Below are 26457 nucleotides of genomic sequence, written 5' to 3'. Positions count from 1 at the left end.
AAGGGCATGACGGTACGACGCGTGCTTGTGGTCGGGTACCACGCGGCGGAGTTGCTGGACATCGCGTGTGTCACGTCACCGTTGATCGTGGCGAACTTCTACGCGAGAGAGCACCTGTACGACGTGGCGCTCGCCACGCCGTCGGCGCGGCCCATCGTCTGCGGCACGGGGCTGACCCTGCAGGGCCAGCAGGCGCTGGAGAAGGTCACCGGGCCGTTGGACACGCTGATCGTCTCCGGGGGCATCGGCTACGAGGACGCGGCGGACAGCAAGGTCGTCGTGGGGCATGTCAGGCGGCTGGCGCGGGAGAGCCGGCGGGTGGCGTCGGTCTGCACGGGAGCGGCGGTGCTGGCGGCGGCGGGGCTGCTCGACGGACGGCGGGTCACGACGCACTGGAAGTACGCGCGCACGCTGGCCGAGTGCCATCCGGCGATCCAGGTGGACGCCGACCCGATCTTCATCAGGGACGGCCACATCGCCACGGCCGCCGGCGTCACCAGCGCCATCGACCTCACCCTCGCCTTCATCGAGGAGGACAACGGCCCCGCGCTGGCCCGCGAGGTGGCCCGCGAACTGGTGACGTACATGCAGCGTCCCGGCAACCAGGCCCAGATGAGCATGTTCACCGAGGCCCCACCGCTGAGCGACGACCTGGTGAGACGAGTGGTCGACCACGTCGCCGCCAACCTGGACGCGGACCTGACCACCGCCACCTTGGCCGCCGCCGCCGGCGTCAGCGAACGCCACCTGACCCGCCTGTTCCTCAAACACCTCGGCCTGCCTCCCGGCCGCTACGTCCGCCGGGCTCGCACCGAAGCCGCCGCGCACCTGCTGGCGTCCACGTCTCTCCCCATGGCCACCATCGCGTCGCGCTGCGGCTTCGGTACGGCGGAAACCCTCCGCCAGGCCTTCGTCGACCGGTACGGCCTCCCGCCGTCCCGGTACCGCCTGGCCCAGTCCACCGTGTAGGCCGCCGCGAACCGGCGGTCCGGCCGGCCGGGAGATGCACGAGCAGGCCCTGGTGTGCCGCCAGAAATATGTATGACCGGAGAATTTACCGTCATCATGTGTTATGACTACTGGCCGAGATCCATACGGCGGCGATGACCGTCTTGCCTGTCAGCGCATCGAGTATTGCCGATGCGCGCAAATGGCAGAGCCAATGATCCGGGCTGAGAAGCGGGTGCCGATGTCATTGTGGGGAGATTATCATCGGTAAACCCTTAATGGAGGCCCCTAACTCCGGGAAAGCCGTGGCGAAAATCAGCCGTAGGTCTAACTGGACGGTCAGATGACGCTTTTGGAGGTGTGGGGCTCTGGAACTCCGGCCACGTTCTGGTCATTCTGTACGTGCGAGGACGGGGGTCGGCGTGATGTGGCGCCGTTGCGGTCTCGTTGATCGGATTGTTGGAGAACGGGGGAGAATTGATCATGCGCACTGTGATGTCCACGGAACACGTGCCTGATGCCGAGCGCCTGGAGCGCTTCAGGGAGGTGTTATTTCAGGACAGCGCTCCAGCGGCACCGTACGTCGATGACGATCAATCGCCGTTGCAGGGGAAATTGGACGTCGGCGCGCTGGGGCCGATCGGTTTTCTCCGGTTGATCAGCAGCAGCGAGGCGCGCCGGGGAATGCGCCGCGGTCCTGAGTTGATCCGCCGGTCCGATCCGGAAGACTATCGGCTGACCTTCGCTCTGCACGGGAACATCATGCTGGACCACCATGACCGGCAGACCCTGCTGCGGCCCGGTGACATGACGCTGCTCGACACCTCACGTCCTTACGACGCGTGGCATCCGATCGGGTCGGCCGGTTTCCTGTACTTCGCTGTGTCGAAGCACCGGCTGCCGTTGCCACGCAGGTACGCCGACGCCTTCGTCGGGGCCCGCCTGTCCTGCCGGTCCGGCATCGCCGCGCTCCTGCGCACGGTCGCCGGCCAGACCGCGCGAGACCTCGGCACCTACGCTCCGGACGAGGCCGCGCGCCTGTCCGCCGTGCTGTTCGACCTGGTCGCCGGCGTGCTGGCCCACGAACTCGGGGTGACCGGCGCGCTCCCGTGCGAGTCGCAGAAGCAGATCATGCTCCAGCGTGTCCAGGGGTTCATCCAGCGGCGACTCGGTGACCCCGGCCTCTCACCCGCGACGATCGCGCAGGCGCATCACATCTCCGTGCGGACCCTGCACCGTCTGTTCGAACCCGGCGGCTGCACGATCGGCGAATGGATCCGGTCCCAGCGTCTCGACCGAAGCCGCCGCGACCTGGCCGACGTCCTGCTGGCCGACCAGCCCGTCCACGCCATCGCCACCCGCTGGGGCTTCACTTCTCACGCTCACTTCACCCGCTCCTTCAGCGCCGCTTACGGCATGAGCCCTCTTGAGTACCGGAACCGGAGGCCGAAGGCCTGAGTTGTGAGAGATCAAGCCGTCCGGCCCCAGGCAGATCGTCCCGCCATCGGGGTAATGGAAAGGACGCCGTCGTCGTTCCGGACGTTGAATGCGGACCGGGCCGTTCTTCTCGCCGAATGGGGTTTCGATCAGGCGGTCTCAGGTTCAGGCGGCCGGACGCAGGCCGGTCGGGGTGGTCATCGCGTCCCTGATCAGATGGTCGATCAGATCCTCGTACGGCAGCCCCGCGGCTTTCCACATCTGGGGGAACAGGGAGCCGGCGGTGAAGCCCGGCATGGTGTTGACCTCGTTGAAGAGGACTTCTCCCTCGGGAGTCACGAAGCAGTCGACGCGGGCCAGAGAGCGGCAACCGAGAGCGTGGAAGGCCGTCGTGGCGAGCTGTCGCACCTTGTGGGTGGTGGCTTCGTCCAGGCGTGCCGGGACGGTGAACTGGGGCCGGGAGGCGGTGTACTTGGCGGCGTAGTCGAAGAAGTCGGCCCCGTCCAGGGCGATCTCGGCGAGAGGGCCGGCGACGGGTTCGCCGGACAGCTCCAGGACTCCGCACATGACCTCCATGCCGCGTACCCCCGCCTCGACGATCACCTTGCTGTCGTAAGCGGACGCGATGCGGAGCGCGGCGTCCAGTTCCTCCCGGGTGGAGGCAGGAGAGACCCCGATGCTGGAACCACAGCGAGCCGGTTTGACGAACACCGGCGACCCGAGCCGCTCCAGCAGATCGTCCTCGACCGCCCCGTCGAGCACCACGTACGGCGTGACAGGAAGCCCCGCCGTCACCGCCACCCGCTTCCCCCAGGCCTTGTCCATGCACGCCGCACTGGACAGCACCCCGCACCCCACGTAAGGCAGCCCGGCCAGCTCCAGCAGCCCCTGCACCGTGCCGTCCTCCCCCATGGGCCCGTGCAGCACAGGAAAGACGACATCCGGCCGTCCGAGCGAGTACACAGGCCGCCCGGCCCGGTACCCGAGCAACTCCCCGCTCGACGGATCGAGCACGACAGCGGCACTGTGACCGGGGACGGTCCACGCTCCTTCCGCGGTGATGAGCACCGGCAGCGGATCGTACGCCTGAGGGTCCAGCGCCGCGAGCACCCCCCGTCCGCTCGCGACCGACACCGGATGCTCAGGACTCCGGCCCCCGTACAGCACCGCGACCCGAACCCGCACGGACCCTTGCCCGGAGGCACGAAGACGGGAAGCCATGGCGATCTCCCTTCGGCGAGCGGCCGCTGACATTGAGATGCCCGCTCGGCGCCACAGCGAAGGCCACGCACCCACCAGATAGGGCAAAGCCACATGACCCTGCGGAACACGTCACCTTCGACGTGTCCGGTGCGTCTCCAGTGAAATAGGATCACGACCCATGACACGCCGCCTGATGCGCCGTCTGGCCGTGCTCACGATCCGGCAGCGGTGGGTGGCGATCAACCGGCGTCTGTCCCGGACATGAAAGTCCCCTTGTCCAGGTGAACGTCCGGATCAACCATTCCAAGCATTGACCGAGAGATCCTGCGCCTGGGTGTCGTAGCCGGCACGTTCGACCCTGTCCACAACGCGCATCTGTCCAAGGCGGTTGCGGTCGCGCATACCGCGGAGCATGGTCTTCATCGGGCGACCTCCAGCAGTACCTCGTGCACCGCCGCGGCGACTCGCTCCGGACTGTAGGCGGCGCGCGTGCGGGCCATCTGCCTGGCCGCCAGATCACGACGCGGCTCAGGTCGTCCCACGAGGTCCACTAAGCGGGACAACAACTCCCCGGTGTCGTCGTACAACGCGTCGGGATCGGTGATCTCGGGGTACGCGCCGACGCGCGGCAGCAGGCAGCACGTGCCGGTGGCCATGGCCTCAAGGGTGGCGACGCCGAGGCTCTCATGGATGGCCGTGCTGACCTGGATGTGCGCCTTCCACAAGGCGGCGTAGTACTCGTCGACCGGCAGGTCATCGCCGAGCAGTACGCGGTCCGGGTCCAGCCGTCCGAGGAAAGGGTTCGGCGGGATACGGCGGGTGATCAGCAGGCGGGCCGGGGTGCGGCGAAGCAGTTCCTCGGCCAGCTCGAAGAACACCTCGGGGCGTTTCGCGGTGACCGGCGCGTGGTTGAACACGACGATCGGTGGCCCCGGATCCTGCGGGCACCTGGCGGCGTCGATACGTGGCAGGTCCAGCGGCAGCCCGACCGGCCGCAGACGCGGCACCAGTTCCGCGGCGGCGGACGGCGCGGCGGCGCTCACCTCGGTGGTGAGTGCGGCGGCCATCCACCTGCTCACCACGAGCACCCGGTCGGCGCACATGAGGTTACCGAGATCGGCCCATGCCAGACGCGGGTACCGCTCGAAACGGAACAGATCCGTCCGGTCCCAATGACTGCCATGCGTGTATGTGACCAGCGGTCCGCCGTACCCCGCGTCGTCCATGACCCGCCGCAGTTCGACGGTGAAGGGCCAGAACGCATGAAACGCCAACACGACGTCCGGCGGACGCATGACGAGCATCCGCTCGAACTCCGTCAGCACCGCCCCGACCCACGCCGTACGACCGTCCCCGCCTCCCACGACGGAGGACACTTCCACACCCCGTGCCGTGAGCCCTGTCTCCAACGCGTCGGCGCAGGTGACGTTGAATCCGATGCTGTCACTCGCGAGCGCGGGCCCGGAGTCTCGATGCGTATAAGGGCGGACATACAGGACGCGCATGGCCGTGCCTTTCGAGGTGCTCGTCAATACACTTTCTTGACGGTCACAATGCCTCCGGCTCAAGGATGGCGCATGTCGATTTTCGATGAGCTCGGTCACGAGAGCACGGCCGGCGTCCCGGTGAGGTCTGGGGAGAGCTGCGGCGACGTCGGCGTTCGGTGTTTCGGGTGAGGACTGTGCCGGTGGAGGTGCTGGCGGACGGCATGGGTTCGGCGGGGCGGCCGGTGGTCGTGCTCGCGGGAGCTGGGGCGTCCCACTCTGCGGGAGTGGCCACCGGGGAGGAACTGCTGCGGCTGGTCGCGGCCGGGTGCGGTGAGGAGCCCGGTGACGATCCGGTCGCCTGGTACGTCGCCAGGTTCGGTCGCTTCCCGGACTACTTCGCCATGCTCCAGGGAGAGGCGGGACATCGGCTCACGCTGCCTCGTCGGCTGTTCGAGGGGTTCGGGCCGACGCCGGCCCATCGGGTGCTCGCGGACATGGCCGCTCACGGGCTGGCCGGGCCGTTCCTCACCACGAACTTCGACCGGCTCCTCGAACAGGCGCTGGCCGAGGCCGGCGTGAGGGCTCGTGTGGCGCATGACCTCGACACCATGGCCATGGCCGATGTCCAGGAACCCTTGGTGGTGAAGCTGCATGGGGACTACCGGGATGTCCGGATCCGGGACACCGCCGCCTTGCACACCTACCATCCGGTCGTCGACGCGCTGCTCGACCGTGTGCTGACCGGTGCGCCGCTTCTGGTCTGCGGGTGGTCCGCGAGCTGGGACCTTCCGCTCGGTGAGGCCTTGCTCCGTACCGCCGGGTGCCATCCGACGTACTGGCTGCAGTGCGGTGAGCCAACCCCGCGTGCGCTACGGCTCATCGAGGGCCGGAAGGCGCTGGTCGCGCGGGTCGAGGGCTCTGATGCCGGCTTGTGCGAACTACGGTCGGTCTTGGCGCGCTCAGGAAGATAGATCCTTTACTGTTCCGGCACCGGCTGATTACTCTCCGCGCTAATCTCGGTACGTTCTGTATTCGAGACGCCTCGGGGGAGTCAAGCAGTGGCCGTTCGGGTGATCTTCATCGGTGGGCTGGGGCGTAGTGGGACGACCTTGTTGGAGCGGTTGCTCGGGGAGGTTCCCGGGGTGGCGCCGCTCGGGGAGGTCGTGCATCTGTGGGAGCGGGGGGTGCTGGGGCGGGAGCCCTGTGGGTGTGGGGAGGCGTTCACGGCGTGCGCGTTCTGGCGGCGGGTGGGGGTGCGGGCCTTCGGGGGGTGGTCCAGCGGGCTGGCCGATCGGGTGATCATGTTGCGGCGGCGGGTGGATCGGACGCGGCGGATCCCGGGGCTGGCGGTGCGGCGGCGGCATCCCGACCTGAGTGGGTACACGCGGGCCTACTCCAGGGTGTACGAGGCGGCGGCGCAGGTCGCGGCGCGGCCGGTGGTGGTCGATTCGAGCAAGCACGCTTCGCTGGCGTTCTGCTTGCTGACCTCGCCGGTGGTCGATCTCAGCGTGGTGCATCTGGTGCGTGATCCGCGGGCCGTGGCGCACTCGTGGCAGCGGCATGTGCGGCGGCCCGAGGACGGGGCTCCGATGACGCGGTGGCGGCCGTGGCGTACGGCTGTGCACTGGGTGGTGCAGAACCTCGCGTTCGAGTTGCTGGCGTTGCGTAACGGCACGGTGGTGCGGGTGCGGTACGAGGACCTGCTCGCCGATCCGCCGGCCGTGCTCGTCCCGTTGCTGGCGCAGTTGGGGCTGCCTACGGGGCCTCGGGGGGATCCTCCTGGTCTTTCCGGGTTCGCCGCGGGTCATCGGGTGGCCGAGCTGTCGATGGCGCACACCTGCTCGGGGAACCCTATGCGGTTCACGACGGGGACTCTCGAGCTGCGGCTGGACGACACGTGGTGCGACCGGCTGCCTCGGCATCACCGGTGGCTCGTGACGGCCCTCACGTGGCCGCTGATGATCAGGTACGGCTACCGTCCGTGCGACTCGCGCGGGCCGGTGCCGTGGCTGCCGCCGGGTGTGACGGCTTCGGGATGCCGATGAGCCCGCCGGCTGTGGGGGTCGTCGTGCCGACCCGGGGCGACCGGCCGTCCCTGCTGCGTGAGGCGGTGCGGGGGGTGCTGGCCCAGGCGTATCCGCGGGTGTCCGTGGTGGTCGTGGTGGACGGCGGGGACGTGGTGGCGGTGCGCCGGCAGCTCGCGGGGCTCGTCACCGCGGGTGGGGTGGCAAGGCGGGTGGTCGTGGTCGGCAACCGGTTCACCCCCGGCTTGCCGGGTGCTCGGAACACCGGGATCGCGGTGCTCGACACCGAGTTCGTGGCGTTCTGCGACGACGATGACGTGTGGTTGCCGGGGAAGCTCGCGGCGCAGGTGGTGGCGTTGCGTGCGGAGCCGGGGGGTGAGTTCTGCTCGTGCGCCATCGAGGTCGAGTACGGCGGACGGCGGGTGGCGCGGACGGCCGGGAGTGACCGGGTGACCGAGGCCGACCTGACGCGGTCGCGCATGGTGATGGTGCATTCCTCGACGTTCCTGTTCCGGCGTGGCGCGGTATGGGTGGACGAGAGCGCGCCGGCCGGCCAGAACGAGGACTGGGATCTCGCGCTGCGGGCCGCGGGCCGGCGGCCGCTGGTGTACGTCGACCGGCCGCTGGTGCGGGTGCGGTGGGGGGCTTCGGCGTACGTGACCCGCTGGGCCGAGCGCATCGCGGGGCTCGAGTGGATGCTGGCCAGGCATCCCGCGCTCGTCCGCGACCGGCGTGGCGCGGCGCGGGTCTACGGACAGCTCGCGTTCCTGCACGCGGCCCTCGGCCACCGGCGCGAGGCGGCCCGCTGGGCCCTGCGCGCCTTCGGCACCCGGTGCGGCGAACCCCGGGTGCCGATCGCGGTGGCCGTCGCTCTCGGCCTGCCGGCACGGCTGGTGCTCCACCGGCTGCACGCCTGGGGACACGGCATCTGATGTCGCCGGCAGACGCGCACGCCACATTCATGCACGGGTTGCATGCACGGGTTTCATGCACGGTCCGATGTCGCGGTGGATGTCCGTGGCCGCTCCGCGCACGCGGAGGGTCGGCGGACGCGTGCGGTCTTTCATGTCGCGGTGGACGTTCGCCGTCGCTCCGCATCCTTGGAGGGTTTGATGTCGCAACGGACGCTGGCCGGTAGGTCGCGTGATCCGCGGCCTGTCGTGGAGCGGGTGCGGGTCGGTGGGGTGCTGGTGGACCGGCTCACCGAGCAGGAGGTGGTGGACCGGGTCGTGGTGGCGTCCTTGCGGGGAGAAGGCGGACACGTCGTCACACCTAATGTGGACATCTGCCGCATGTGCGCGCGGGACCCGGTGGTGCGGTCCGTCGTGGCGCAGGCCGAGATCGCCGTGCCGGACGGCATGCCGCTGGTCTGGGCCTCGCGGTTGCTGGGGGCGGCGGTGCCGGCGCGGATCACGGGGGCCGATCTCATCTGGTCGTTGTCGGAGGCCGCGGCGCGTGCCGGGTTGCCGATCTATCTGCTCGGCGGGCCGCCGGGGGTGGCGTGCCGGGCCGCCGAGGTGTTGCGCGGCCGGTACGCGGGGCTGCGGGTCGCGGGGGTCGCGGCGCCGCCGTACGGGTTCGAGGCGTCCGCCGAGGCCGTGCGGGAGGTTCGTGCGGCCTTGGTGGCGGCGGCGCCTCGGCTGGTGTTCGTCGGGCTCGGGTTCCCCAAGCAGGACCGGTTGATCGTCACGTTGCGGGAGGACCTGCCGGGTACGTGGTTCGTCGGCTGCGGCGCGGCCATCGCGTTCACAGCCGGCGCGGTCCGCCGCGCGCCGGAGTGGATGCGGCGCGCCGGGCTGGAGTGGTTGTTCCGGCTGGCCGCCGAGCCGACACGGCTGGCACGCAGGTACCTCGTGGACGATCTGCCGTTCGCGCTCCGCATGCTCGTCTGCGCCGCCGTGACGCGAGCGTGGCGTTCTCACGCGGTGAGGGCCAGTATCCGGCTGATGTCCGCCGCGGTGAGGTTGCCGGGACGAGCGGTCACGGCCTGCCGGGAGTTCATGGGACGGTAGGCCGTGCGGGACAGGCCGTTCCAGGTGAACGGTGTGTCCCGGCGGCCGGTGGTGGACGCGGTGCAGGCGCGCACGACGCGACGTTCGGCCCGCGGCGTCCAGGGGAGGCCGCACCAGTCGTACAGGTCGCGGTAGGCGGGAACCGGGTCGGTGGCCAGGTCCTCGTAACGGACGACCCTGATGCCGGGGTGGCCGGCGAAGGTGTGCGCGGTGGTGCGGGCCAGCTTCCAGAGGGTCGCGATGTTCGCCAGGTGGTCGGGGCAGCCGTCCAGGCGACCGGCGGCGGCCACGTGGGGGTGGTCGCGCAGCAGCAACGGCTGGTCGAGCAGGTCACGGAACCGGACCCGCCAGCCGAGCCGCCGCCAGCTCCCCGCGAACGGCACCGGGTCACGCACCAGCAGCACCACCCGGCAGGCCAGCCGTTCGGCGAACCACGTCGCCGAGAAAAGCGCGAACGGGTCGTCCAGCAGGGCCGTCCGGCCGCGCAGCCTGCCGTACGTGAACGCCGAGCCGTACCTGACCATGCGGGCCAGGTCGCGTGGCCGGCGGTTGCGCCGCAGCTCGGCGGCGAAGCGGTACCGCAGGGCCACGGTGTCGGTGAAGGCCCGCAGCCACGGCGCTTCGTTGTCGCGGCAGATGTACTGGAAGCGGTGCGTGACGGTGGCGTTCAGCACGCCGGGGGAACGGCCGGGGGGCCGCTGCGGGTTCAGCGGTTCGTTGACGTACACCGCGTCCCCACCGGCCGCGAGCATCGCCCCGGCCCAGCTCGTGCCACTGCGCGGCAGCCCGGTCACGAGGACGGTCACCGTCCCCCCTCGGAGGTCGAGCCGGCTACGTGCGGGCCGGCGGCCTTGTGCGGACCGGTCGCGTGCGGGTCGGCCAGGTGCCGGTCGGTCGGGTACGGGTCGGACAGGCGTGCGCCGGTGGGGTGTGGGCCGGTGAGGTGTGGATCGGCTGGGAGGCGGGTGGGGAGGGTGTGCGGGCCGAAGGGGTGCAGGCCGTAGCGGTGGGACAGGTGGGTGAGAGGGAGGAGGTTCTTGGTGAGGACTCCGGCGGACCAGCCGAGCGCGGCGCCTGGTGCGCCGAGGGAGGGGACGAGGGTCACGTCCACGGCGACGGTCACGGTGATGGCGGCGAGGACGTAGGCCATGCTGGCTGTGGTGTGACCGGCGGCGATGAGGACGACGTCCACCATGCCGGCGGCGGTGGCGGCCATCATGGTGACGGCCAGCACCAGCGCGACCGCCGTGCCGTGGCGGTACTGCTCGCCGAACACCGCCGCCAGCCAGGGGGACAGCGCGGCGTAGCCGAGCCAGACGGGCCAGGTGAGGACGACCAGCCAGGCGGTCGTGCGCTGGTACAGCACGCGGGCCCGCCGCAGGTCGCCGTCCGCCATGGCGCGGACCAGGTCCGGCTGCGCGGCCTGCGCCAGGCCCTGGTTGACGAGCTGGCCGACGACCTTGAACCGGGTCGCGGCCGTGTACACCGCCGCCTGTGCGGCGCCGGCGAGCATCGCGACGATCACGATGTCGAGCCGCTGGAACACCGCCTGCGCCGCGCCACCCACCGCGCGCGGCGCGACGTGCCGCCAGAACTCCCGTGCGGACGTGGTCTCCGGACGGTGGCCGCGACGGCGCAGCCAGAGCGCGCTGAGGACGAGCACCGGCAGGTACGGCACGGCCCAGGCGGCGGCGAGCAGCGGCGCCGGCGCGCCGAGCACCGCCGCCGTACCGGTCAGCAGAAACTGGGCCCCCGGCTGGAGCAGGCCGCTGAGCAGCACCGTGGGCCGCATCGCGCCGTGGCCCCGCGTCGCGGCGACCAGGACGTCGGCGCAGGTCACGACAGGCAGGGCCACGGCGAGGACCCGCAGGGCCGAGGCGACGCCGGGTGCGCCGGGAAGCAGGATGTGCGCGATGTCGTCGGCGAGACCGTACACGGCCACCGACACGAGGACCGCTGAGGCCACGATGGGGGACAACACGTGCCTGAACCGGACGCCGGACGAGCGGGCCAGCAGGTACACCAGGCCGTTACCCGCGTCCAGCCGCAGCACAGTGGCCGTCATCAGGCACAACGTCGTCGTGCTGAACAACACACCGGCCGTGCCGGCATCCACTCCCCGCGTGACGACCACCACGAGGAGGAACTGGCCCCCGGCCCCTGCAACGGCCGCCGCCACTCCAGCCACGCCACGTCGTGTCACTGTCGCCGGCACCGGCATTCACCTCGCGCGGGTCTAATTCGGGGAGGTGTCAGGGACGCCATGACGGACGGGTGCCGAGCCACAGTTCCAGGCGGTGGTCCCACATGGCGAAGCGTTCGTTGAGGTCGGCGCGCAGGGACGCGGGAAGCGGGGCCGGTCGGGGTCGTGCGTTGTGCCGGTCGAAGACGGGGTCTCCTAGGCGGGGGAGGCCGAGGAATTCCAGGACGCGGTCGTACGCCGGCTCGGGGTCGGCGAAGAAGCGGCCGCTGTCGACGACGAGGATGCGGTCCCGGCCCACGAGGGCCTCGGCGCGTGCCAGTTGCTCGGCGTACCGGCCTCTCGCGAGGTACGCGTGGTGGCGGTGCGCGTGGCTGACGGCGTACGGGTTCCTGGTCAGGTGTTCGGTGGTGCCGGCGAGCCGTTCCTGCTCCAGATCCACTGCGCGCTCGAAGGACGGCTCGGGTTCGAAGCCTCTGGCGTACTCGTGGGTGTGCGCGGAGTAGGCGCGCTCGACGGGGTCGCGTACCAGGACGACGAGCTTCACCCCTGGCAGGTCGTGCGCGGCGCGGGTGAGCGCGTGCGGATGGAACAGGTAGTACGGCGCGGACTCGAACGCGAGGGGACGCACGCCGTACCGCCGGGCCAGGCGACGTGCCGTGGCCGCCAGGGGGAAGTGGGCCCGGTACCACTCGGGCCCACGCTCGTAGGCCACGTCGAAGTAGTGCACCCCCTTGCGCAGGGTCGGCTTCAGCACCAGAGGATGCTGCGCCAGCGCACGGTACAGCGAGGTCGTCCCGCACCGCTGCGCTCCCACGATCAGGAACGACGGGGTCACGCGGACCCCGGCGCTCAGCCGTCCCGCCACACCGGACACGGCGTGCGCCGAGCGTTTCACCACCGAGGTCACCACAACGCCTCCAGCGAGGTCATCAGGAGGTCTCCTGCGCCTGGGGCACGGTGCGAGGTCACCACAACGCCTCCTGTGCGTCGGCCACCGGGGTGAGCCACTGCGACGGTGGGCCGAGTGGCTGGTGGCCGTCGGTTTCGTAGCGGGTCGCGAGGGTGGCCAGGTAGTGGACGGCGGTGCGCCGGGCCGGGGACGCGGCGACCGCGAAGGACTCCAGTGTGCGCGGGGCCTGGGCCACGCACGCCTCGGCGGCGACCCGAGGTGGCATGCGGCGCAGCGCGCGCTGGAAGAAGTGGTGCAGCGCGTCGAAGCCCAGGGGAACGCCGGTGCCGAAGCGTTCCCAGTCCCACACCAGCAGTCGTCCGTCCGCCGAGGCGGCCATGTTCCACGGTGCGAAGTCGCCGTGCCAGCTGAACGCGGCGCCGGCCGGCAGCCGTGCGATCTCCTCGGCGGCGCGGGCCAGCAGCGCGGGCCGCACCCGGCCACGGGTGACCGGCAGCGGTGAGAGGGCCAGTACGTCCATGTCGCGCCACAGGCCGTGGTACAGCACGGACGGCGCGACCACGGTGCGCGGCGGTGCGGCGGCCAGCATGGCGAGGGTCGTGCTCTCGTGCCGCACCAGCGCACGGACCCGCTCGGTGTGGCCGACCTTGACGAACGCGAGCCGCTCACCGTCCGGCCCGAACACCGCCAGCACCGGTTTGCGGTTGGCCCGCCGCGCCGGCCGTACGTATGTCACGACCCGGACGGGCCTGCCGAACACCTCACCGAGGTGTCCCTCGATGGTGCCGGGCCCGCGCGGCAGCCGCCGCCGTCCCGGCAGCCACCGGGACCGCGGCACCAGCCGCCGCGGCGCCAGGCGGGAGGGGACGACCGCGTACGCTCCCCGGCCGGGCCCGGCCGACGCCGGGTAGAGCAGGGCCGTCACCTCGTCGAGGTGGCGCAGCCGCGCCTGGAAGTCGCTCATGGGTGTCGTGCTCCCGCGTTGCGCCAGAGGATGGCGAAGGAGATGAGGTACAGGGTCAGCGCGGTGATCAGGCCGTCGTAGACGAACATGTAGAGCAGCGCGAGGATCATCACGAGCGTCCCCGCCTGACCGATCGGCGTGCGGTCGTGGCGGAACCGCCGGATCGTCCCGGCGAAGAACGCGACGTACAGCAGCGCGCCGGTGAACCCCTGGGTGATCAGCAGCAGCCACAGCTGACCGTCGCTGCCGAGCGGAGGATGGCCGCACTCATGACACCAGGACGTCTTGCCGGTCGTGACGCTGCGGTAGTTGCCGTACGCGTTGCGCGTGTTGCCGTACCCGATGACCGGCGAGTGCGCCGCCGCCGCGACCGTGGCCGACACGGTGAACGCTCTGATCTGGTTGCTGTGCGGGCTGTCGAGCCGCTGCGCCACGATGGACCCGAGCGGCCCCGCCAGCATCGCCGCGACCGCCACCGGCACCGCCGCGGCGGCGAGCCTCGCACGGCTCCTGACCATCAGGTGGACCATCGCGACCGCGAGCCCGATCCACAGCCCGCGGTTCAGGGAGTACACCACCGGCACGGCCGCCGCCGCGACCACGACGACGCACAGCACCCGCCGTCGCGGTCCGCCGTACACCCACCAGCCCACCACGAACCAGATCAGCAGCACCGAGCAGTTGCCACCCCAGGCGTTGGCCCACTCGAACGGCGCCTCGGGCCGCGGCGCGGCGTGTCCCAGCACGTGCTGCGTCTGCGCGGCGGTCGGGTGAATCAGGTTCCGGACGAACGGGTTCCCGCTGACCCACTCGGGGAGCACCATCTCGACCGGCGAGGTGAACTCGAACCGTGGCGCGAGCACCCCGAGCAGTCCCCCCGCCACGGTGGTGAGGAACAGCGCACCCATCATGCGCACGAGCGCGCGCTGGGGCAGCTCGGCCTCGGTCAGGTTCGCCAGGTACAGCACGAGCACGACGAGCGACACATAGAGGACGAGCCGCATCAGGTAGCCCGCGATCCGTCCCGTGCCGAGCTCCCCGTACGTGCCTGGCGGAGTCTCCGCCAGCATCGCGGCGCTGACGGCGTACCCCGCGACCAGCAGCAGCCACAGCCCCATCCCCTTGGGGACGACGACCGGCCGCCGCCGCCACAGGACCAGCCCCATCGGCACCGCGAGCACCACGACCGCCAGCCCGCCGAACCCGAGGGCCCACCACACCGGGTACCCCACGAGCAGCGCCGCGACCGGCCACGCCACGCGACCCGGCCGGGTGGACGCCGCCGCGGCACGCGGCGCGGCGAAGGGACGGGTGACGGCGGTCACGACTCACCACGGGGCAGCGCGGCCGGGGAAGGCAGGAGGATCACGCCGAGCGCGGCGGTGTCGGTGCGGCGGAGCTGGCGTACGGCGTGCGCGAGCTGGGTCGCGCGCGCGGCGCGGCTCTCCACGAGCAGGACGGCGGCGTCGGCCCGCGCCGTACGGTCGGTGCGGACCCAGATCGGAGCGAGCCCGGTGAGGGCCACTCTGAGGTCGTCGGCGATGGGCTCGGGGTCGGTGCCGGGGGTGACGCTGCGGACGAGGAGCTCGCCGCCGTCACGCAGATGGGTGGCGACGGCCATGGCGAGCTCGCGCAGCTCACGCGCGTTCTCACCTTCGCACAGCACCGGCAGGCCGGTGAGCCGCTCCACGTCGGCGGCGGTGCGCAGCCTCGTGTCGAAGCGGTCGCGGACCATGGCGACCCCGGCGCCGGCGAGCAGGCCGAGGAACAGGCCGCTGCCGAAGTACAGCGGGGGCCGGGGTGCGGCCGGCGCGGCGGGGGGACGCGCGTCGGTGATGACCTGGCCGGGGGTGACGGCGATGGTCTTCAGCGCGTCCTGCTTGGCGGTGAGGGTGAGGATCTGGCGGTTCAGGACGCTCTGCCGCTGCACGGCGATGACGCGCTCGGCCGAGCCGGCGGCCAGGCGGGAGAGGCCGGTGACGGTGGCGGACAACTGCGTGCCTGCCTCGCGGAGCTTGGCGGCGAGCACCTTGAGCTGAGCGGCGACTGCCTGGTTGGCGGCGGCGGCGCGCTGGCTGAGGTAGGCCTTGGCGAAGGCCTGCGCGCCTGCGGCGGCGCTCACCGGGTCGCCTGAGGCGTACGAAACGGTGAGAACGGCCGAGTTCGGCGGCACGGTGACGGTGACGCGCTCGCGTAACGCCGTCGGGTCGTCGATCTTCAACATGCGGGCCGCACGGGCCGCCACCACCGCGGAACGCGCGACATGTGCCTCGGTGTCGAGGTTGAGCGGCTCGCGCTGACGTGGCGTGACCGGGTTGGTCTGATCCTGCACCCCGGTCGGGGACACGAGCACCTCGGCCGTCGCGACGTACGTCGGCGGCGTGGCGGCCAGCGCGACCCCGCCGGCGCACAACCCGGCGATCAGGCACCCGGTGACGGCCGCGCGCCGCCGCAGCAGCATGGGGCCGATCTCGGCCCTGGGGCTGGCGGTGGCCGGCTGGCTCATGGATCAGAAACGCCTCTCGGTACGGGGGCCGGCCGTCCCGCTCGACGCGGGGTGCTCGGGTGTCTTCACTGCGGTGGTGCGGGGGTGTCCCGGTGCGGTGGTGAGGAGGTGTCCCACGGCCGTGCCGGGATGTTCTGCGGCGGCGGTGCTCGGGTCGTGCAAGGGGTGGTGCCGGGGTGTTCTGCTCCGGCCGTGCGGTGCTGTGCAGGCGTTTCACGGTGGCTGTGCTCAGGAGTCCCACAAGGGTGCTCAGATGTTTTCGCGGCGGTGTCGGATTCGGTGTCGGATTGACAGAACTATAGGCGCGCCGGCATGTCCCGGGGGCCGGATATCGGCTTTTTCCTGGAGGTTGGCTGACCGTCTCTGACCCTTATGGTCGGACATTTCCATAATTGTGTAGACGCAGCTCAGCAGGAGGGTGCCGAGTTTCCCCCACTTGTGCGGCGATTAGTGGGAAGGTGATTAACAGCCTTCCGGGGGGAAACCGTATAAGGGGGTTTGGCCGCCTTGCGAAAAGTGACGGGAATATGGGTTTTCGGCGCCGGCATCCTCGCCGCCTGCGGCCTGCTCGTCTACACCATGGCGGCCGTGCGTCCCGGCCGGGACACCACGGGCCGGCCTCCTGTCGCCGCCGCCGGCATCCCCGGCGACACCCCTCGCTGCGCCGCCACGGCCAAGCTCATCCCGAGTTGCGGCGCCTGGTGGGGTGTGGCCCCTGACGTCTTCGGCGGGCTTCCCCCGGCCAAGGCCCTGGCCGCCGCCGAGGAACGCATGGGCCGCAAAGCCGACATCGTGCACGTCTACCACCGCGGCGGCGACGCCTTCCCCACCCGCGCGGAACGCCGCCTCGCACGCACCCGCCTGCTGCTCGTCAACTGGAAGCCGTCCGTGCACCACACCTGGGCCGAGATCGCCGCCGGCGCCGTGGACCACCGCATCGACCGCCTGGCCGACTCGATCAAGCGCCACCTGCCGCACCGGTTCTTCCTGACCGTCCACCACGAGCCCGAGAACGACGTACGGCCCCGTCCGGGCTCCGGCATGACCGCCGACGACTACGCCGCGATGTACCGCCACGTCGTCCTGCGCCTACGCTCCGAAGGCGTCAGGAACGCCGTCACCGTCATGACCTACATGGGGGCCCCCAACTGGGCCACCAAGCCGTGGTTCGAACGCCTCTACCCCGGCGACGACGTCGTCGACTGGATCGGCGTCGACCCCTACGCCGACCGCCGCGTCGACGACTTCGCCACCCTGATCGACAAGATCCGTCCCGACCACGCCAAATGGCCGGGTTTCTACCGCTGGACCCAGGCCCGCTTCCCCGCCAAACCCATCATGATCGCCGAATGGGGTGCCTTCCCCCGCCAGGACGACCCCCACTTCAAGACCACCTTCTTCAACACCGTCCGCCGCCAGATCCGTGGCTACCCCCAGATCAAGGCCCTCGTCTACTTCGACTCCCCGAGAGCCCCGAGAGGCGACACCCGCTTCGACACCACCCCGGACACCGCACGCGCCTTCACCGAACTGGCCCGCGCTCCTTACTTCAGCTCCACCCCGGTACCCGGCGACTGACCGTGCTCACGGAAGGGCTCACAGAAGGGCTCACGGAAGGGCTCAGGACGGGCTCACCTGAGCCAGCCACCCGAGCGCAGCAGCGCGAGCACCCTGTCGACGGCCTGGCCGACCGGCACGCCGGTGGTGTCGATGGCGAGGTCGGCGTCGTCCGGCGTCTCGTAGGGGTCGGAGACGCCGGTGAACTCGGGGATCAGACCGGCGCGGGCCTTGGCGTACAGCCCCTTGCGGTCTCTGCGTTCGCACTCCTCCAGGGGGGTGGAGATGTGGACGAGCAGGAAGTCCGCGCCTACGCCTTCGACCATGTGGCGGACCTCGGCGCGGGTGGCGGCGTACGGCGCGATGGGTGCGCAGATGGCGAGGCCGCCGTGCCGTGCGACCTCCGAGGCGACGAAGCCGATTCTGCGGATGTTGAGGTCGCGGTCCTGCTTGGTGAACGTGAGTCCGGACGACAGGAGTCGGCGGACCTCGTCGCCGTCCAGGTAGGAGAGGGTGCGGGTGCCGTCTTCGAGGAGCGCGTCGCGCAGGCCTCTGGCCACGGTGGACTTGCCGGAGCCGGAGAGGCCGGTGAAGAAGACGACGACGCCGCGGCGGTGCGGGGGGCCGGGGAGCGTCACGGGCTCCGGAGCGGCGATGTGCTCCTCGGCGCCGTAGGCGGTCGCCACGTGTTCGCGCAGCTCCAGGTCGATCTCCGGCTCGCGGGGGGCCAGGGGGACGGCGGCGAGAAGGGTGCCGGCGGGGAGGCGGTCGCGGGCCTTGAGCGCCGCGCGGACGACGGCGGGGCCCTTCTCGCCGTACGCGAGGGGGAGAAGCAGGATCGTGGCGTCCAGCTCGCGCGCGGTGGCCGTGATCTCGTCCAGGTCGTCCAGCGGGCCACGCATGGTGACGGCCAGCAGGGGAGCACCGGCCTGGTCCTTGATCTGGTCCGGCGTGAGCCGCAGCCGCGCGAACGGCCCGTGTTCCGGAGCTCCGAGAGAGGTCACGGGGCCGGCCACCAGGCCATGGTCGCGTTCGGTCACGGTGAGCGTCGCGACCCCGGCCCCTTCCGGGTCACGCAGCACAAGCTCCTGTCCCGCCGTCACCGGGTGATCGTCCGGCACCTCGAGCGTGATCGGATCCGGCCACGGCGTGCCGTCCGCGAGCCTGCCGGTCTCCTCCACGGAGACGACGTCCGCCGCCCCCATGAACCCGGTCAACGGCGCGAACACACCGGACAACAGCAACTCGAGGTCGGCGAGCTCCCGCTCGCCGGGAGTCCACTCCAGATCAGCCACCGGCACAGGATATTTGCATCGCGGCCTGGTGCGTGGTGGTCGGCGGTGACGGGGATGGTCAGATGAGGCGTGCGAAGTGGTTCTGGGGTTTGCGGATGACGAGGGTGATCTCGTCGTGGGTGGTGGGGAGGCGGCCCGCGGTGAGTTTGGAGAGGGCCTGGCAGGCGGCTCTGGTCAGGGGTGCGTGGGGGCCTCGCAAGGCGGAGCCGCTGGTGGCGCTGTAGTCCTCGGCGATCATCAGGCCGCGCATCAGGCAGTAGGAGTGGAGGCCTTCCCGGGAGGCGACCTGTTCGTAGACGGCGGGGAGGGGGCCGACGGCGTCTTCGGGGGCCAGGTGGGGCCACAGGAGGCGGCGGGTCCAGCCGGGGAGCAGGCGGTCGTAGCAGCCGTAGGCGGTGTCGCGGTCTCTCATGCGGATGAGGAGCAGGCCGCCGGGACGCAGCGCGTTGACCATGCGGTCCAGGACGAGCTCGGCGTGGTGGACGCGCTCCAGGAGGAACGGCACGTGGACCACGTCGAAGGTGCGGGGGAGCAGGGGAGCGTCGCGCAGGTCGCCGAGGAAGCGCGCGTCGAGGTCGGTACGTGAGTGGACGGCGTCGCGGACCTCGGGGAGGTCCTCGTCTATGCCGGTGAGGCGGGTCTCCACGCGGTCGAGCTCGATGGTGTCTCCCCGGCCGCAGCCGGCGATGAGGATGTCGAGCCGGCGGCCGAGGTGCTCGGTCCACAGCTCGCGGATGCGGAGGCTGAACACGTCGCCTTGGGTGGCGGGCCACCATCGAACCTCAGACATGCCACCCAGGGTAGTCAGTCGATCTCTCTGTGTGGGCTACTTGGGCCGCTCGGCGGCTTTCCGCGCCGGGAGGCTCCCCACAGTCCGGACGCGCTGCACCGATATTTCGGTACATGCACCGACATGAGCATCGGTGCGGCTCTGCTCCATGTGCGGTTCGCTGTGTGTCGGAGAGGTGCGGTAGTGGAATGAGTGGAAATTTCGGTACACGGGACACAGAGGTGGTTCCCGGCGTGGCGGGGGCCGGGGGGAAGTAGCCTTGAGGGGGTCCCGGTGGCCTGTGGAGCCGGGGATCACGCGTGCCGCCCCCTGCGCTGTGGCCGGCCGGTGGCGCGCGGCCAAGTCGTCACGTGGAGCATTCATGGCCGCACCAGGCCGTCCGCGAGGCGAGCGGAGGCGGCGTGATCATGTGGGGGCATTTCTGAGATGAGTCTTTCCGGGCTGCTCGACCTTGTCGTGGCCGAACAACCTCTCGCCGGTGTGCTGGAGCGCACCGGCGAGGACATCGACCTGATCGCGCCACCCGCGCTGCGGCCGTTCGCGGTCGCGGCGCTGGCGCGGCACCGGCCGGTGCTGGCGATCACGGCCACCGGCCGTGAGGCCGAGGACCTCGCCGCCGCGCTCACGGGGCTCGTGGGTGAGCACACCGTGGCGGTGTTCCCCGCCTGGGAGACGTTGCCGCACGAGCGGCTGTCCCCCCGCAGCGACACCGTGGGCCAGCGGCTCGCGGTGCTGCGCCGGCTCGCGCACCCGGTGCAGGGAGATCCCGCCGCCGGCCCGCTCGGCGTGGTGGTGGCCCCGATCCGGGCCCTGCTGCAGCCCTTGGTGAGCGGGCTCGGCGACCTGACCCCGGTACGGCTGCGCGCGGGGGACGACGCCGAGCTGGACGAGGTCGTGGACCTGCTGGTCGCGGGGGGCTACCACCGGGTGGACATGGTGGAGAAGCGCGGCGAGGTGGCCGTGCGCGGCGGTCTGCTCGACGTCTTCCCGCCGACCGAGGAGCACCCGCTGCGCCTTGAGTTCTGGGGTGACACCGTCGAGGAGATCCGCTGGTTCAAGGTCGCCGACCAGCGCTCCCTGGAGGTCGCCGAGGACGGCCTGTTCGCGGCCCCGTGCCGTGAGCTGCTGCTCACCGACGAGGTCAGGACCCGCGCCAGGGATCTCGCCGAGCGGTACCCGGCGCTGAAGGAGACCCTCGACCAGCTCGCCGACGGCATCCCCGTGGAAGGCATGGAGGCGTTCGCGCCGGCCCTGGTGGACGGCATGGAGCTGCTGATCGACCACCTGCCGTCCCGCGCGTCGGTGTTCGTCTGCGACCCCGAGCGCATCCGCGGCCGCGCGGTGGAGCTGGTCGCGACCAGCCAGGAGTTCCTCGAAGCGTCCTGGATCAACGCGGCGGCCGGCGGCGAGGCCCCCATCGACCTCGGCGCGGCGGCGTTCCGCTCGCTGCGCGAGGTGCGCGACCACGCGCGTGAGCTCGGCCGGCCGTGGTGGACGATCGCGCCGTTCGCGGCGACCGACGCCGAGGGGGCCGGCCGTCCCGACGACGAGGACGCGCTGGACCGCGGCGACCGGGTGGAGCTCACGGTCCGCGAGGTGGAGTCGTACCGCGGCGACACCCAGCGGGCTCTCGGCGACATCAAGGGCTGGCTCGGCGACGGCCGCTCGGTCGTGCTGCTCAGCGAGGGCCACGGCCCGGCCGAGCGCATCGTGGAGCTGCTGCGCGGCGTGGACGTCGCCGCGCGCCTCGTGCCGGGGCTCGACGAGGCCCCCGGCAGGGACGTCGTGCACGTCACCACGGGCCGCATCGAGCACGGTTTCATCTCCGCCACGGTCGCCGTGCTCACCCACCTGGACCTGGTGGGCCAGAAGGCCTCGACCAAGGACATGCGCCGCCTGCCGTCCCGCCGCCGCAACATGGTGGACCCGCTGCAGCTCAAGGTCGGCGACCACGTGGTGCACACCCAGCACGGCGTCGGCCGGTACGTCGAGATGGTGCAGCGCTCGGTGCAGGGTGCCACACGCGAGTACCTCGTGATCGAGTATGCCAAGGGTGACCGGCTGTACGTGCCCACCGACCAGCTCGACGAGGTCACCCGGTACGTCGGCGGCGAGTCCCCCTCGCTGAACCGCATGGGTGGCGCCGACTGGGCCAAGGCCAAGTCGCGAGCGCGCAAGGCCGTCAAGGAGATCGCCGGCGAGCTGATCCGCCTGTACAGCGCACGCATGGCCTCTCCCGGCCACTCCTTCGGCGCCGACACCCCGTGGCAGCGCGAGATGGAGGACGCCTTCCCGTACGCCGAGACCGGCGACCAGCTCGAAGCCATCGACGAGGTCAAGCGCGACATGGAGCGCTCGATCCCGATGGACCGGCTGATCTGCGGCGACGTCGGCTACGGCAAGACCGAGATCGCGGTGCGCGCGGCGTTCAAGGCCGTGCAGGACGGCAAGCAGGTCGCGGTGCTCGTGCCGACGACCCTGCTGGTGCAGCAGCACCTGTCGACGTTCGGCGAGCGGTTCGCGAGCTTCCCCGTGATGGTGAAACCGGTGTCGCGGTTCCAGACCGACGGCGAGGTGCGCGCCACGCTGGAGGGCCTGCGCGACGGCGGTGTGGACATCGTGATCGGCACCCACCGGCTGCTCAACCCGGACGTGCGGTTCAAGGACCTCGGCCTGATCATCGTGGACGAGGAGCAGCGCTTCGGCGTCGAGCACAAAGAGGCCATGAAGCACATGCGCACCCAGGTGGACGTGCTCGCCATGTCCGCCACCCCGATCCCCCGCACGCTGGAGATGGGCCTCACCGGCATCCGTGAGATGTCCACCATCCTCACGCCGCCGGAGGAGCGCCACCCCATCTTGACCTTCGTCGGCCCGTACGACGAGAAGCAGATCGCCGCCGCGGTGCGTCGTGAGCTGATGCGCGACGGCCAGGTGTTCTTCGTGCACAACCGCGTGTCGTCCATCAACCGTGTCGCGGCGCGGCTGCGTGAGCTCGTGCCTGAGGCGAGCGTCGCGGTGGCGCACGGCCAGATGAACGAGGCGCAGCTCGAGAAGATCATGGTGGGGTTCTGGGAGCGCGAGTACGACGTGCTGGTCAGCACCACGATCGTCGAGTCCGGCCTGGACATCCCGAACGCCAACACCTTGATCGTGGACCGCGCCGACAACTACGGCCTCTCGCAGCTCCACCAGCTGCGCGGCCGGGTGGGCCGTGGCCGCGAGCGGGGCTACGCCTACTTCCTCTATCCGCCGGAGGCGCCGCTCACCGAGACGGCGCACGAGCGGCTCGCGACGATCGCGCAGCATACCGAGATGGGTGCCGGCATGTACGTCGCGATGAAGGACCTGGAGATCCGCGGTGCCGGCAACATCCTCGGCGCCGAGCAGTCCGGCCACATCGCGGGGGTCGGTTTCGACCTGTACGTCCGCATGATGGCCGAGGCGGTGCAGGAGCAGAAGGCCAAGCTCGCCGGCGAGGAGGTCGCCGAGGAGCGCGCGGACGTCAAGGTCGAGCTGCCGGTCAACGCGCACATCCCGCACGACTACGTGACGTCGGAACGGCTGCGGCTCGAGGCGTACAAGCGTCTCGCGGCGGTCGGCGGGGACGACGACATCACCGCGGTGCGCGAGGAGCTGGTCGACCGGTACGGCCGTCCGCCGCAGGAGGTCGACAACCTGCTCCAGGTCGCGAGTTTCCGCGTGCGGGCCCGCAGGGCCGGGCTGACCGACGTCGCGTTGCAGGGGCAGTACATCCGGTTCGCTCCGGTCTCCCTGAAAGATTCGCAGCGGGTGCGGCTGGACCGGCTGTATCCGAAGTCGGTCTACAAGGCCGCCGCCGGCACGCTGCTCGTGCCGGTGCCGAAGACCAAGCCGGTCGGCGGCCGTCCGCTGCACGACCTCGAGCTGCTCACGTGGTGCGGTGACCTGGTGGACGCCATGTTCCTCCAGACCGCGCAGGCGGCCGGCCGGTGAACCGCCGGGCCGCCGTGGCGGCCGGTGACCGCACTCGCGGGTTTGAGTAGAGTTACCCGCGTCTGTTGAAGGGACCTCACGTGAAGTCGAACGCTGTGCGCGTGCTGCTGGCCGCGGTGGCCGCGGGTGTCGCGCTGACCGCCTGCTCCTCGTCCCCGGTCGGGGTCGGCACGGCGGCCACGATCGGCGACGCCCGGATCACCTCCAAGGAGCTGACCGCGGACGTCACCGAGTACCGTGCCGCGCTGCAGAAGGCCAAGATCCCCGAGAGCCAGCTCCAGATCGAGTCGGTGCCGAAGGCCGTGCTGCTGCAGCTGATCAACTTCAGGCAGTTCGAGCAGTTCGCGGCGCGCAACGGCCTCACGGTCACCGAGGGCGACGTGGACAAGTTCATCGCCGAGCAGGGTGGCCTTGAGCGCATCGGCCCCGCGGCGCTCACGCGCGGCGTGCCGCCGTCGGAGACCCGCCACTGGATCCGCACCGCGGTGATCTACCAGAAGTCCCTGGAGAAGTTCGGCGCCAACCTGTCCGACCAGACGTCGACGCAGGCCGCGCAGCAGAAGCTGTTCGAGCAGATGGACCAGATCCCGGTCGCCGTCTCCCACCGCTTCGGCGAGTGGAACCTCCAGCAGGGCCTGGTCCCGTCCGACCGCTTCGGCACCGCCGCCGCTCCGGAGCAGACTCCTCAAGATCCCGGCGCCGTGCCGCAGGAGCAGCAGGGCCAGTGACGCTCGTCGTCGTCACCACCTCGCCGCGGGTGGCACCCGGCCTGCTCACCGGCCGCGCGTGGGCCGTGCTGAAGGACGGCCCCGTGCTCACCGGCACACCGGACCACCCCGCGCTGCCCTACCTCGCCGAGGAAGGCGTGGCCGTCGAGGTGGTGACGCCGGACCCGGCGGGCCTGGCCCGCCGCGGCGCCGAGGGCACGGTCGTGTGGCTCGCCTCGCCCGAGGGGGACGAGGCGCTCATGCGGGCCGTCGGCCACGCGGCGCTCGCCATGCCGGAGCCGCCGGTGATCGAGGCGGTCCCCGGGTCGTACGACCTGCCGGGTTCCCGTGTGCTCGATCTGGTCACCGTGATGGACCGGCTCCGCCGCTCGTGTCCGTGGGACCGCCGGCAGACCCACGAGTCGCTGATGCCGTACCTCATGGAGGAGGCCTACGAGGTCCTGGAGACCATCGAGGAAGGCGACCACGCGGCGCTGCGCGAGGAGCTCGGCGACCTGCTGCTCCAGGTGGTCTTCCACGCGCGTCTCGCGCAGGAGCGCTCGGCCGATGACGGCGGTTTCGACGTGGACGACGTGGCGGCCGGCATCGTGGACAAGCTCGTGCGCCGCCACCCCCACGTGTTCGCCGACACGGTGGTGAGTGGCGCCGGCGAGGTCAGCGACAACTGGGACGCCATCAAGGCGGCCGAGCGCGCTGCCAAGGGCTGGGAGTCCCTGCTGGACGGCGTGCCGATGGGCCAGCCCGCGCTGTCTCTGGCCGCCGGCCTGCGCACCCGCGCGGAGCGGGCCGGTGTGCCGCCCTCGCTTTCGCGCGCCGTCGGCCAGGGCATCGGCCGCGAGCTGTTCGACCTGGTGGGAAGGGCACAGGCCGCCGGTCTGGACCCCGAGGCCGAGCTGCGGGCCGCGGCGCGCGACTACCGCGACCGGGTGCGCGCCTGGGAGCGTTCGCAAGGGTCAGGCGGCTGACGTACGTCGTTGGTGGGGAGCGGTCGCGTGGCAGGTCGCGGGTCCCGATAGGCTCGTGCGGCAAAACGTCGAAACCTGCGTCGCGCACCGTGGCGCGACGACCGGGGGGAGCCCCCGGCCTGACACTTTCTAGGAGAGCTTCGTGGCTGCGATCGAGGCTGTTACCGCACGCGAGATCCTCGACTCCCGGGGCAACCCCACCGTCGAGGTGGACGTCCTGCTCGACGACGACAGCGAGGGCCGCGCCGCGGTGCCGAGCGGCGCGTCCACGGGCCAGTTCGAGGCGGTCGAGCTGCGCGACGGCGATGAGCGGTTCGGCGGCAAGGCCGTGCAGAAGGCGGTGCTGAACGTCACCGACGAGATCGCCGCCGAGATCCTCGGCATCGAGGGCACCGACCAGCGGTTCGTCGACCAGACGATGATCGACATGGACGGCACCCCCAACAAGGCCCGGCTCGGCGCCAACGCCATCCTCGGCGTGTCCCTGGCCGTCGCCAAGGCCGCCGCGCAGAGCGCCGACCTGCCGCTGTTCCGCTACCTCGGCGGGCCGAACGCGCACGTGCTGCCGGTGCCGATGCTGAACATTTTGAACGGCGGCGCGCACGCCGACAGCAACGTCGACATCCAGGAGTTCATGATCGCGCCGATCGGCGCCTCGACGTTCTCCGAGGCGCTGCGCATGGGTGCCGAGACCTACCACGCGCTCAAGAGCGTGCTGAAGTCCAAGGGATACGGCACCGGCCTCGGCGACGAGGGCGGCTTCGCGCCGAACCTGCCGAGCAACCGTGACGCGCTCGACCTGATCCTCGTGGCGATCGAGAAGGCCGGCCTCACCCCCGGCACCGACATCGCGCTCGCGCTGGACGTCGCGGCCACCGAGTTCCACGAGGCCGGCGTCTACACCCTGGACGGCAAGGGCCACAGCGCGCAGGAGCTCGTCGCGTTCTACGAGGACCTCGTCCGCTCCTACCCGCTGGTCTCCATCGAGGACCCGCTGGACGAGGAGGACTGGTCCGGCTGGAAGGCCATCACCGACACCCTCGGCGGCAAGGTGCAGCTCGTGGGGGACGACCTGTTCGTCACCAACCCCGAGCGGCTGGCCCGCGGCATCGAGCAGGGCATCGCCAACGCGCTGCTGGTGAAGGTCAACCAGATCGGCACGCTCACCGAGACCCTCGACGCCGTGGACCTGGCGCACCGGAACGGCTACCGCTGCATGATGAGCCACCGGTCCGGCGAGACCGAGGACACCACGATCGCCGACCTCGCGGTCGCCACCAACTGCGGCCAGATCAAGACCGGCGCGCCGGCGAGGTCGGACCGCGTCGCCAAGTACAACCAGCTCCTGCGCATCGAGGAACTGCTCGACGACTCCGCGCGTTACGCGGGTCGCGGAGCTTTCCCGCGCTTCCAGGGCTAGTTTGTCCTCCTGTGGCCCGTGCCGCCGCACCGT

General features: G+C 71.0%; 22 protein-coding genes. 11 read left to right on the top strand and 11 right to left on the bottom strand.

Translation table 11 applies throughout. The features are described from left to right. Positions 1-6: 6 nt before the first annotated feature. A complete protein-coding gene (locus tag BJ992_RS29005) occupies positions 7-969 on the top strand; it encodes a GlxA family transcriptional regulator (RefSeq protein ID WP_184986388.1) in 963 nt (320 codons plus the stop codon). Positions 970-1431: 462 nt separating this feature from the next. Beyond that, positions 1432-2406 carry a helix-turn-helix domain-containing protein gene (locus BJ992_RS29000; protein ID WP_184986386.1) on the top strand — a complete coding sequence of 325 codons (975 nt, stop codon included), beginning with the start codon at positions 1432-1434 and terminating at the stop codon, positions 2404-2406. Positions 2407-2550: 144 nt separating this feature from the next. On the opposite strand, the gene BJ992_RS28995 is transcribed toward BJ992_RS29000, so the two are convergent. The 3 genes from BJ992_RS28995 to BJ992_RS28990 all read right to left on the bottom strand — a co-directional run bounded on the left by BJ992_RS28995 (position 2551) and on the right by BJ992_RS28990 (position 5093). Next, a complete protein-coding gene (locus tag BJ992_RS28995; RefSeq protein ID WP_184986384.1) occupies positions 2551-3606 on the bottom strand; it encodes a D-alanine--D-alanine ligase family protein in 1056 nt (351 codons plus the stop codon). Positions 3607-3882: 276 nt separating this feature from the next. After that, positions 3883-4011 carry a hypothetical protein gene (locus BJ992_RS34025; protein WP_281390486.1) on the bottom strand — a complete coding sequence of 43 codons (129 nt, stop codon included), beginning with the start codon at positions 4009-4011 and terminating at the stop codon, positions 3883-3885. Next, positions 4008-5093, bottom strand: coding sequence for a glycosyltransferase family 4 protein (locus BJ992_RS28990; RefSeq protein ID WP_184986382.1), 1086 nt, complete (start codon positions 5091-5093; stop codon positions 4008-4010). The genes BJ992_RS34025 and BJ992_RS28990 overlap by 4 nt, the downstream gene beginning before the upstream one ends. 182 nt (positions 5094-5275) lie before the next feature. Between BJ992_RS28990 and BJ992_RS28985 the strand changes: the two genes are divergently transcribed. From BJ992_RS28985 to BJ992_RS28970, 4 genes are all read left to right on the top strand, one after another. Continuing rightward, positions 5276-6046, top strand: coding sequence for an SIR2 family protein (locus BJ992_RS28985; RefSeq protein ID WP_184986380.1), 771 nt, complete (start codon positions 5276-5278; stop codon positions 6044-6046). Between the two features lie 87 nt (positions 6047-6133). After that, positions 6134-7120, top strand: coding sequence for a sulfotransferase family protein (locus tag BJ992_RS28980; protein ID WP_343072917.1), 987 nt, complete (start codon positions 6134-6136; stop codon positions 7118-7120). Continuing rightward, the gene (locus BJ992_RS28975) at positions 7117-8031 is read left to right on the top strand and encodes a glycosyltransferase family A protein (protein ID WP_246496810.1); all 915 of its coding nucleotides are present in this window, start codon (positions 7117-7119) and stop codon (positions 8029-8031) included. Before BJ992_RS28980 ends, BJ992_RS28975 begins: the two co-directional genes overlap by 4 nt. Positions 8032-8211: 180 nt before the next feature. After that, positions 8212-9111, top strand: a complete 900-nt coding sequence (locus BJ992_RS28970; protein ID WP_184986376.1) for a WecB/TagA/CpsF family glycosyltransferase — start codon at positions 8212-8214, stop codon at positions 9109-9111. On the opposite strand, the gene BJ992_RS28965 is transcribed toward BJ992_RS28970, so the two are convergent. The 6 genes from BJ992_RS28965 to BJ992_RS28940 form a co-directional block, all read right to left on the bottom strand. Beyond that, on the bottom strand, positions 9018-9917 hold the full coding sequence (locus tag BJ992_RS28965; RefSeq protein WP_184986374.1) for a sulfotransferase: 900 nt from the start codon (positions 9915-9917) through the stop codon (positions 9018-9020). The genes BJ992_RS28970 and BJ992_RS28965 overlap by 94 nt on opposite strands. After that, the gene (locus BJ992_RS28960; protein WP_343072916.1) at positions 9914-11299 is read right to left on the bottom strand and encodes a lipopolysaccharide biosynthesis protein; all 1386 of its coding nucleotides are present in this window, start codon (positions 11297-11299) and stop codon (positions 9914-9916) included. The genes BJ992_RS28965 and BJ992_RS28960 overlap by 4 nt, the downstream gene beginning before the upstream one ends. A gap of 64 nt (positions 11300-11363) precedes the next feature. Then, positions 11364-12221 (bottom strand): sulfotransferase, encoded by an 858-nt coding sequence (locus BJ992_RS28955; RefSeq protein WP_184986370.1) that lies wholly within the window; start codon positions 12219-12221, stop codon positions 11364-11366. A 58-nt stretch (positions 12222-12279) separates the two neighbouring features. After that, the gene (locus BJ992_RS28950; protein ID WP_184986368.1) at positions 12280-13188 is read right to left on the bottom strand and encodes a phosphotransferase; all 909 of its coding nucleotides are present in this window, start codon (positions 13186-13188) and stop codon (positions 12280-12282) included. Continuing rightward, complete coding sequence (locus tag BJ992_RS28945; protein ID WP_343072915.1) at positions 13185-14513, bottom strand: hypothetical protein; 1329 nt, start codon at positions 14511-14513, stop codon at positions 13185-13187. Before BJ992_RS28945 ends, BJ992_RS28950 begins: the two co-directional genes overlap by 4 nt. Further along, a complete protein-coding gene (locus BJ992_RS28940) occupies positions 14510-15694 on the bottom strand; it encodes a YveK family protein (protein WP_184986366.1) in 1185 nt (394 codons plus the stop codon). Before BJ992_RS28940 ends, BJ992_RS28945 begins: the two co-directional genes overlap by 4 nt. A gap of 516 nt (positions 15695-16210) precedes the next feature. Between BJ992_RS28940 and BJ992_RS28935 the strand changes: the two genes are divergently transcribed. Continuing rightward, positions 16211-17272 (top strand): glycoside hydrolase family 26 protein, encoded by a 1062-nt coding sequence (locus tag BJ992_RS28935; RefSeq protein ID WP_184986364.1) that lies wholly within the window; start codon positions 16211-16213, stop codon positions 17270-17272. A 53-nt stretch (positions 17273-17325) separates the two neighbouring features. On the opposite strand, the gene cysC is transcribed toward BJ992_RS28935, so the two are convergent. Together cysC and BJ992_RS28925 are read right to left on the bottom strand one after the other, a co-directional pair. After that, positions 17326-18537: an adenylyl-sulfate kinase gene (gene cysC, locus BJ992_RS28930; protein WP_184989238.1), complete on the bottom strand. Its 1212-nt coding sequence runs from the start codon at positions 18535-18537 to the stop codon at positions 17326-17328. A 67-nt stretch (positions 18538-18604) separates the two neighbouring features. Then, positions 18605-19336 (bottom strand): class I SAM-dependent methyltransferase, encoded by a 732-nt coding sequence (locus BJ992_RS28925; RefSeq protein WP_184986362.1) that lies wholly within the window; start codon positions 19334-19336, stop codon positions 18605-18607. Between the two features lie 426 nt (positions 19337-19762). Between BJ992_RS28925 and mfd the strand changes: the two genes are divergently transcribed. The 4 genes from mfd (at position 19763) to eno (ending at position 26424) form a co-directional block, all read left to right on the top strand. Further along, a complete protein-coding gene (mfd, locus tag BJ992_RS28920; protein WP_184986360.1) occupies positions 19763-23311 on the top strand; it encodes a transcription-repair coupling factor in 3549 nt (1182 codons plus the stop codon). Positions 23312-23391: 80 nt separating this feature from the next. Continuing rightward, positions 23392-24039 (top strand): SurA N-terminal domain-containing protein, encoded by a 648-nt coding sequence (locus BJ992_RS28915; protein ID WP_184986359.1) that lies wholly within the window; start codon positions 23392-23394, stop codon positions 24037-24039. Further along, on the top strand, positions 24036-25004 hold the full coding sequence (locus BJ992_RS28910; protein WP_184986357.1) for a MazG family protein: 969 nt from the start codon (positions 24036-24038) through the stop codon (positions 25002-25004). The genes BJ992_RS28915 and BJ992_RS28910 overlap by 4 nt, the downstream gene beginning before the upstream one ends. A gap of 142 nt (positions 25005-25146) precedes the next feature. Continuing rightward, the gene (gene eno / locus BJ992_RS28905; RefSeq protein WP_184986355.1) at positions 25147-26424 is read left to right on the top strand and encodes a phosphopyruvate hydratase; all 1278 of its coding nucleotides are present in this window, start codon (positions 25147-25149) and stop codon (positions 26422-26424) included. The last annotated feature ends 33 nt before the right edge of the window (positions 26425-26457 follow it).

The organism is Sphaerisporangium rubeum (assembly GCF_014207705.1).
Classification (GTDB): Bacteria; Actinomycetota; Actinomycetes; order Streptosporangiales; family Streptosporangiaceae; genus Sphaerisporangium; species Sphaerisporangium rubeum.
This window is presented reverse-complemented; position numbering and strand designations above follow the sequence as displayed.

Bases quoted from the DNA above. Each gene is read 5' to 3' on its own strand.
- BJ992_RS28995 (WP_184986384.1), bottom strand. From the start codon at position 3,606: ATGGCTTCCCGTCTTCGTGCCTCCGGGCAAGGGTCCGTGCGGGTTCGG.
- BJ992_RS28925 (WP_184986362.1), bottom strand. From the start codon at position 19,336: ATGTCTGAGGTTCGATGGTGGCCCGCCACCCAAGGCGACGTGTTCAGC.
- BJ992_RS34025 (WP_281390486.1), bottom strand. From the start codon at position 4,011: ATGAAGACCATGCTCCGCGGTATGCGCGACCGCAACCGCCTTGGACAG.
- mfd (WP_184986360.1), top strand. From the start codon at position 19,763: ATGAGTCTTTCCGGGCTGCTCGACCTTGTCGTGGCCGAACAACCTCTC.
- BJ992_RS28990 (WP_184986382.1), bottom strand. From the start codon at position 5,093: ATGCGCGTCCTGTATGTCCGCCCTTATACGCATCGAGACTCCGGGCCC.
- BJ992_RS29005 (WP_184986388.1), top strand. From the start codon at position 7: ATGACGGTACGACGCGTGCTTGTGGTCGGGTACCACGCGGCGGAGTTG.
- BJ992_RS29000 (WP_184986386.1), top strand. From the start codon at position 1,432: ATGCGCACTGTGATGTCCACGGAACACGTGCCTGATGCCGAGCGCCTG.
- BJ992_RS28940 (WP_184986366.1), bottom strand. From the start codon at position 15,694: ATGAGCCAGCCGGCCACCGCCAGCCCCAGGGCCGAGATCGGCCCCATG.
- BJ992_RS28950 (WP_184986368.1), bottom strand. From the start codon at position 13,188: ATGAGCGACTTCCAGGCGCGGCTGCGCCACCTCGACGAGGTGACGGCC.
- BJ992_RS28975 (WP_246496810.1), top strand. From the start codon at position 7,117: ATGAGCCCGCCGGCTGTGGGGGTCGTCGTGCCGACCCGGGGCGACCGG.
- BJ992_RS28970 (WP_184986376.1), top strand. From the start codon at position 8,212: ATGTCGCAACGGACGCTGGCCGGTAGGTCGCGTGATCCGCGGCCTGTC.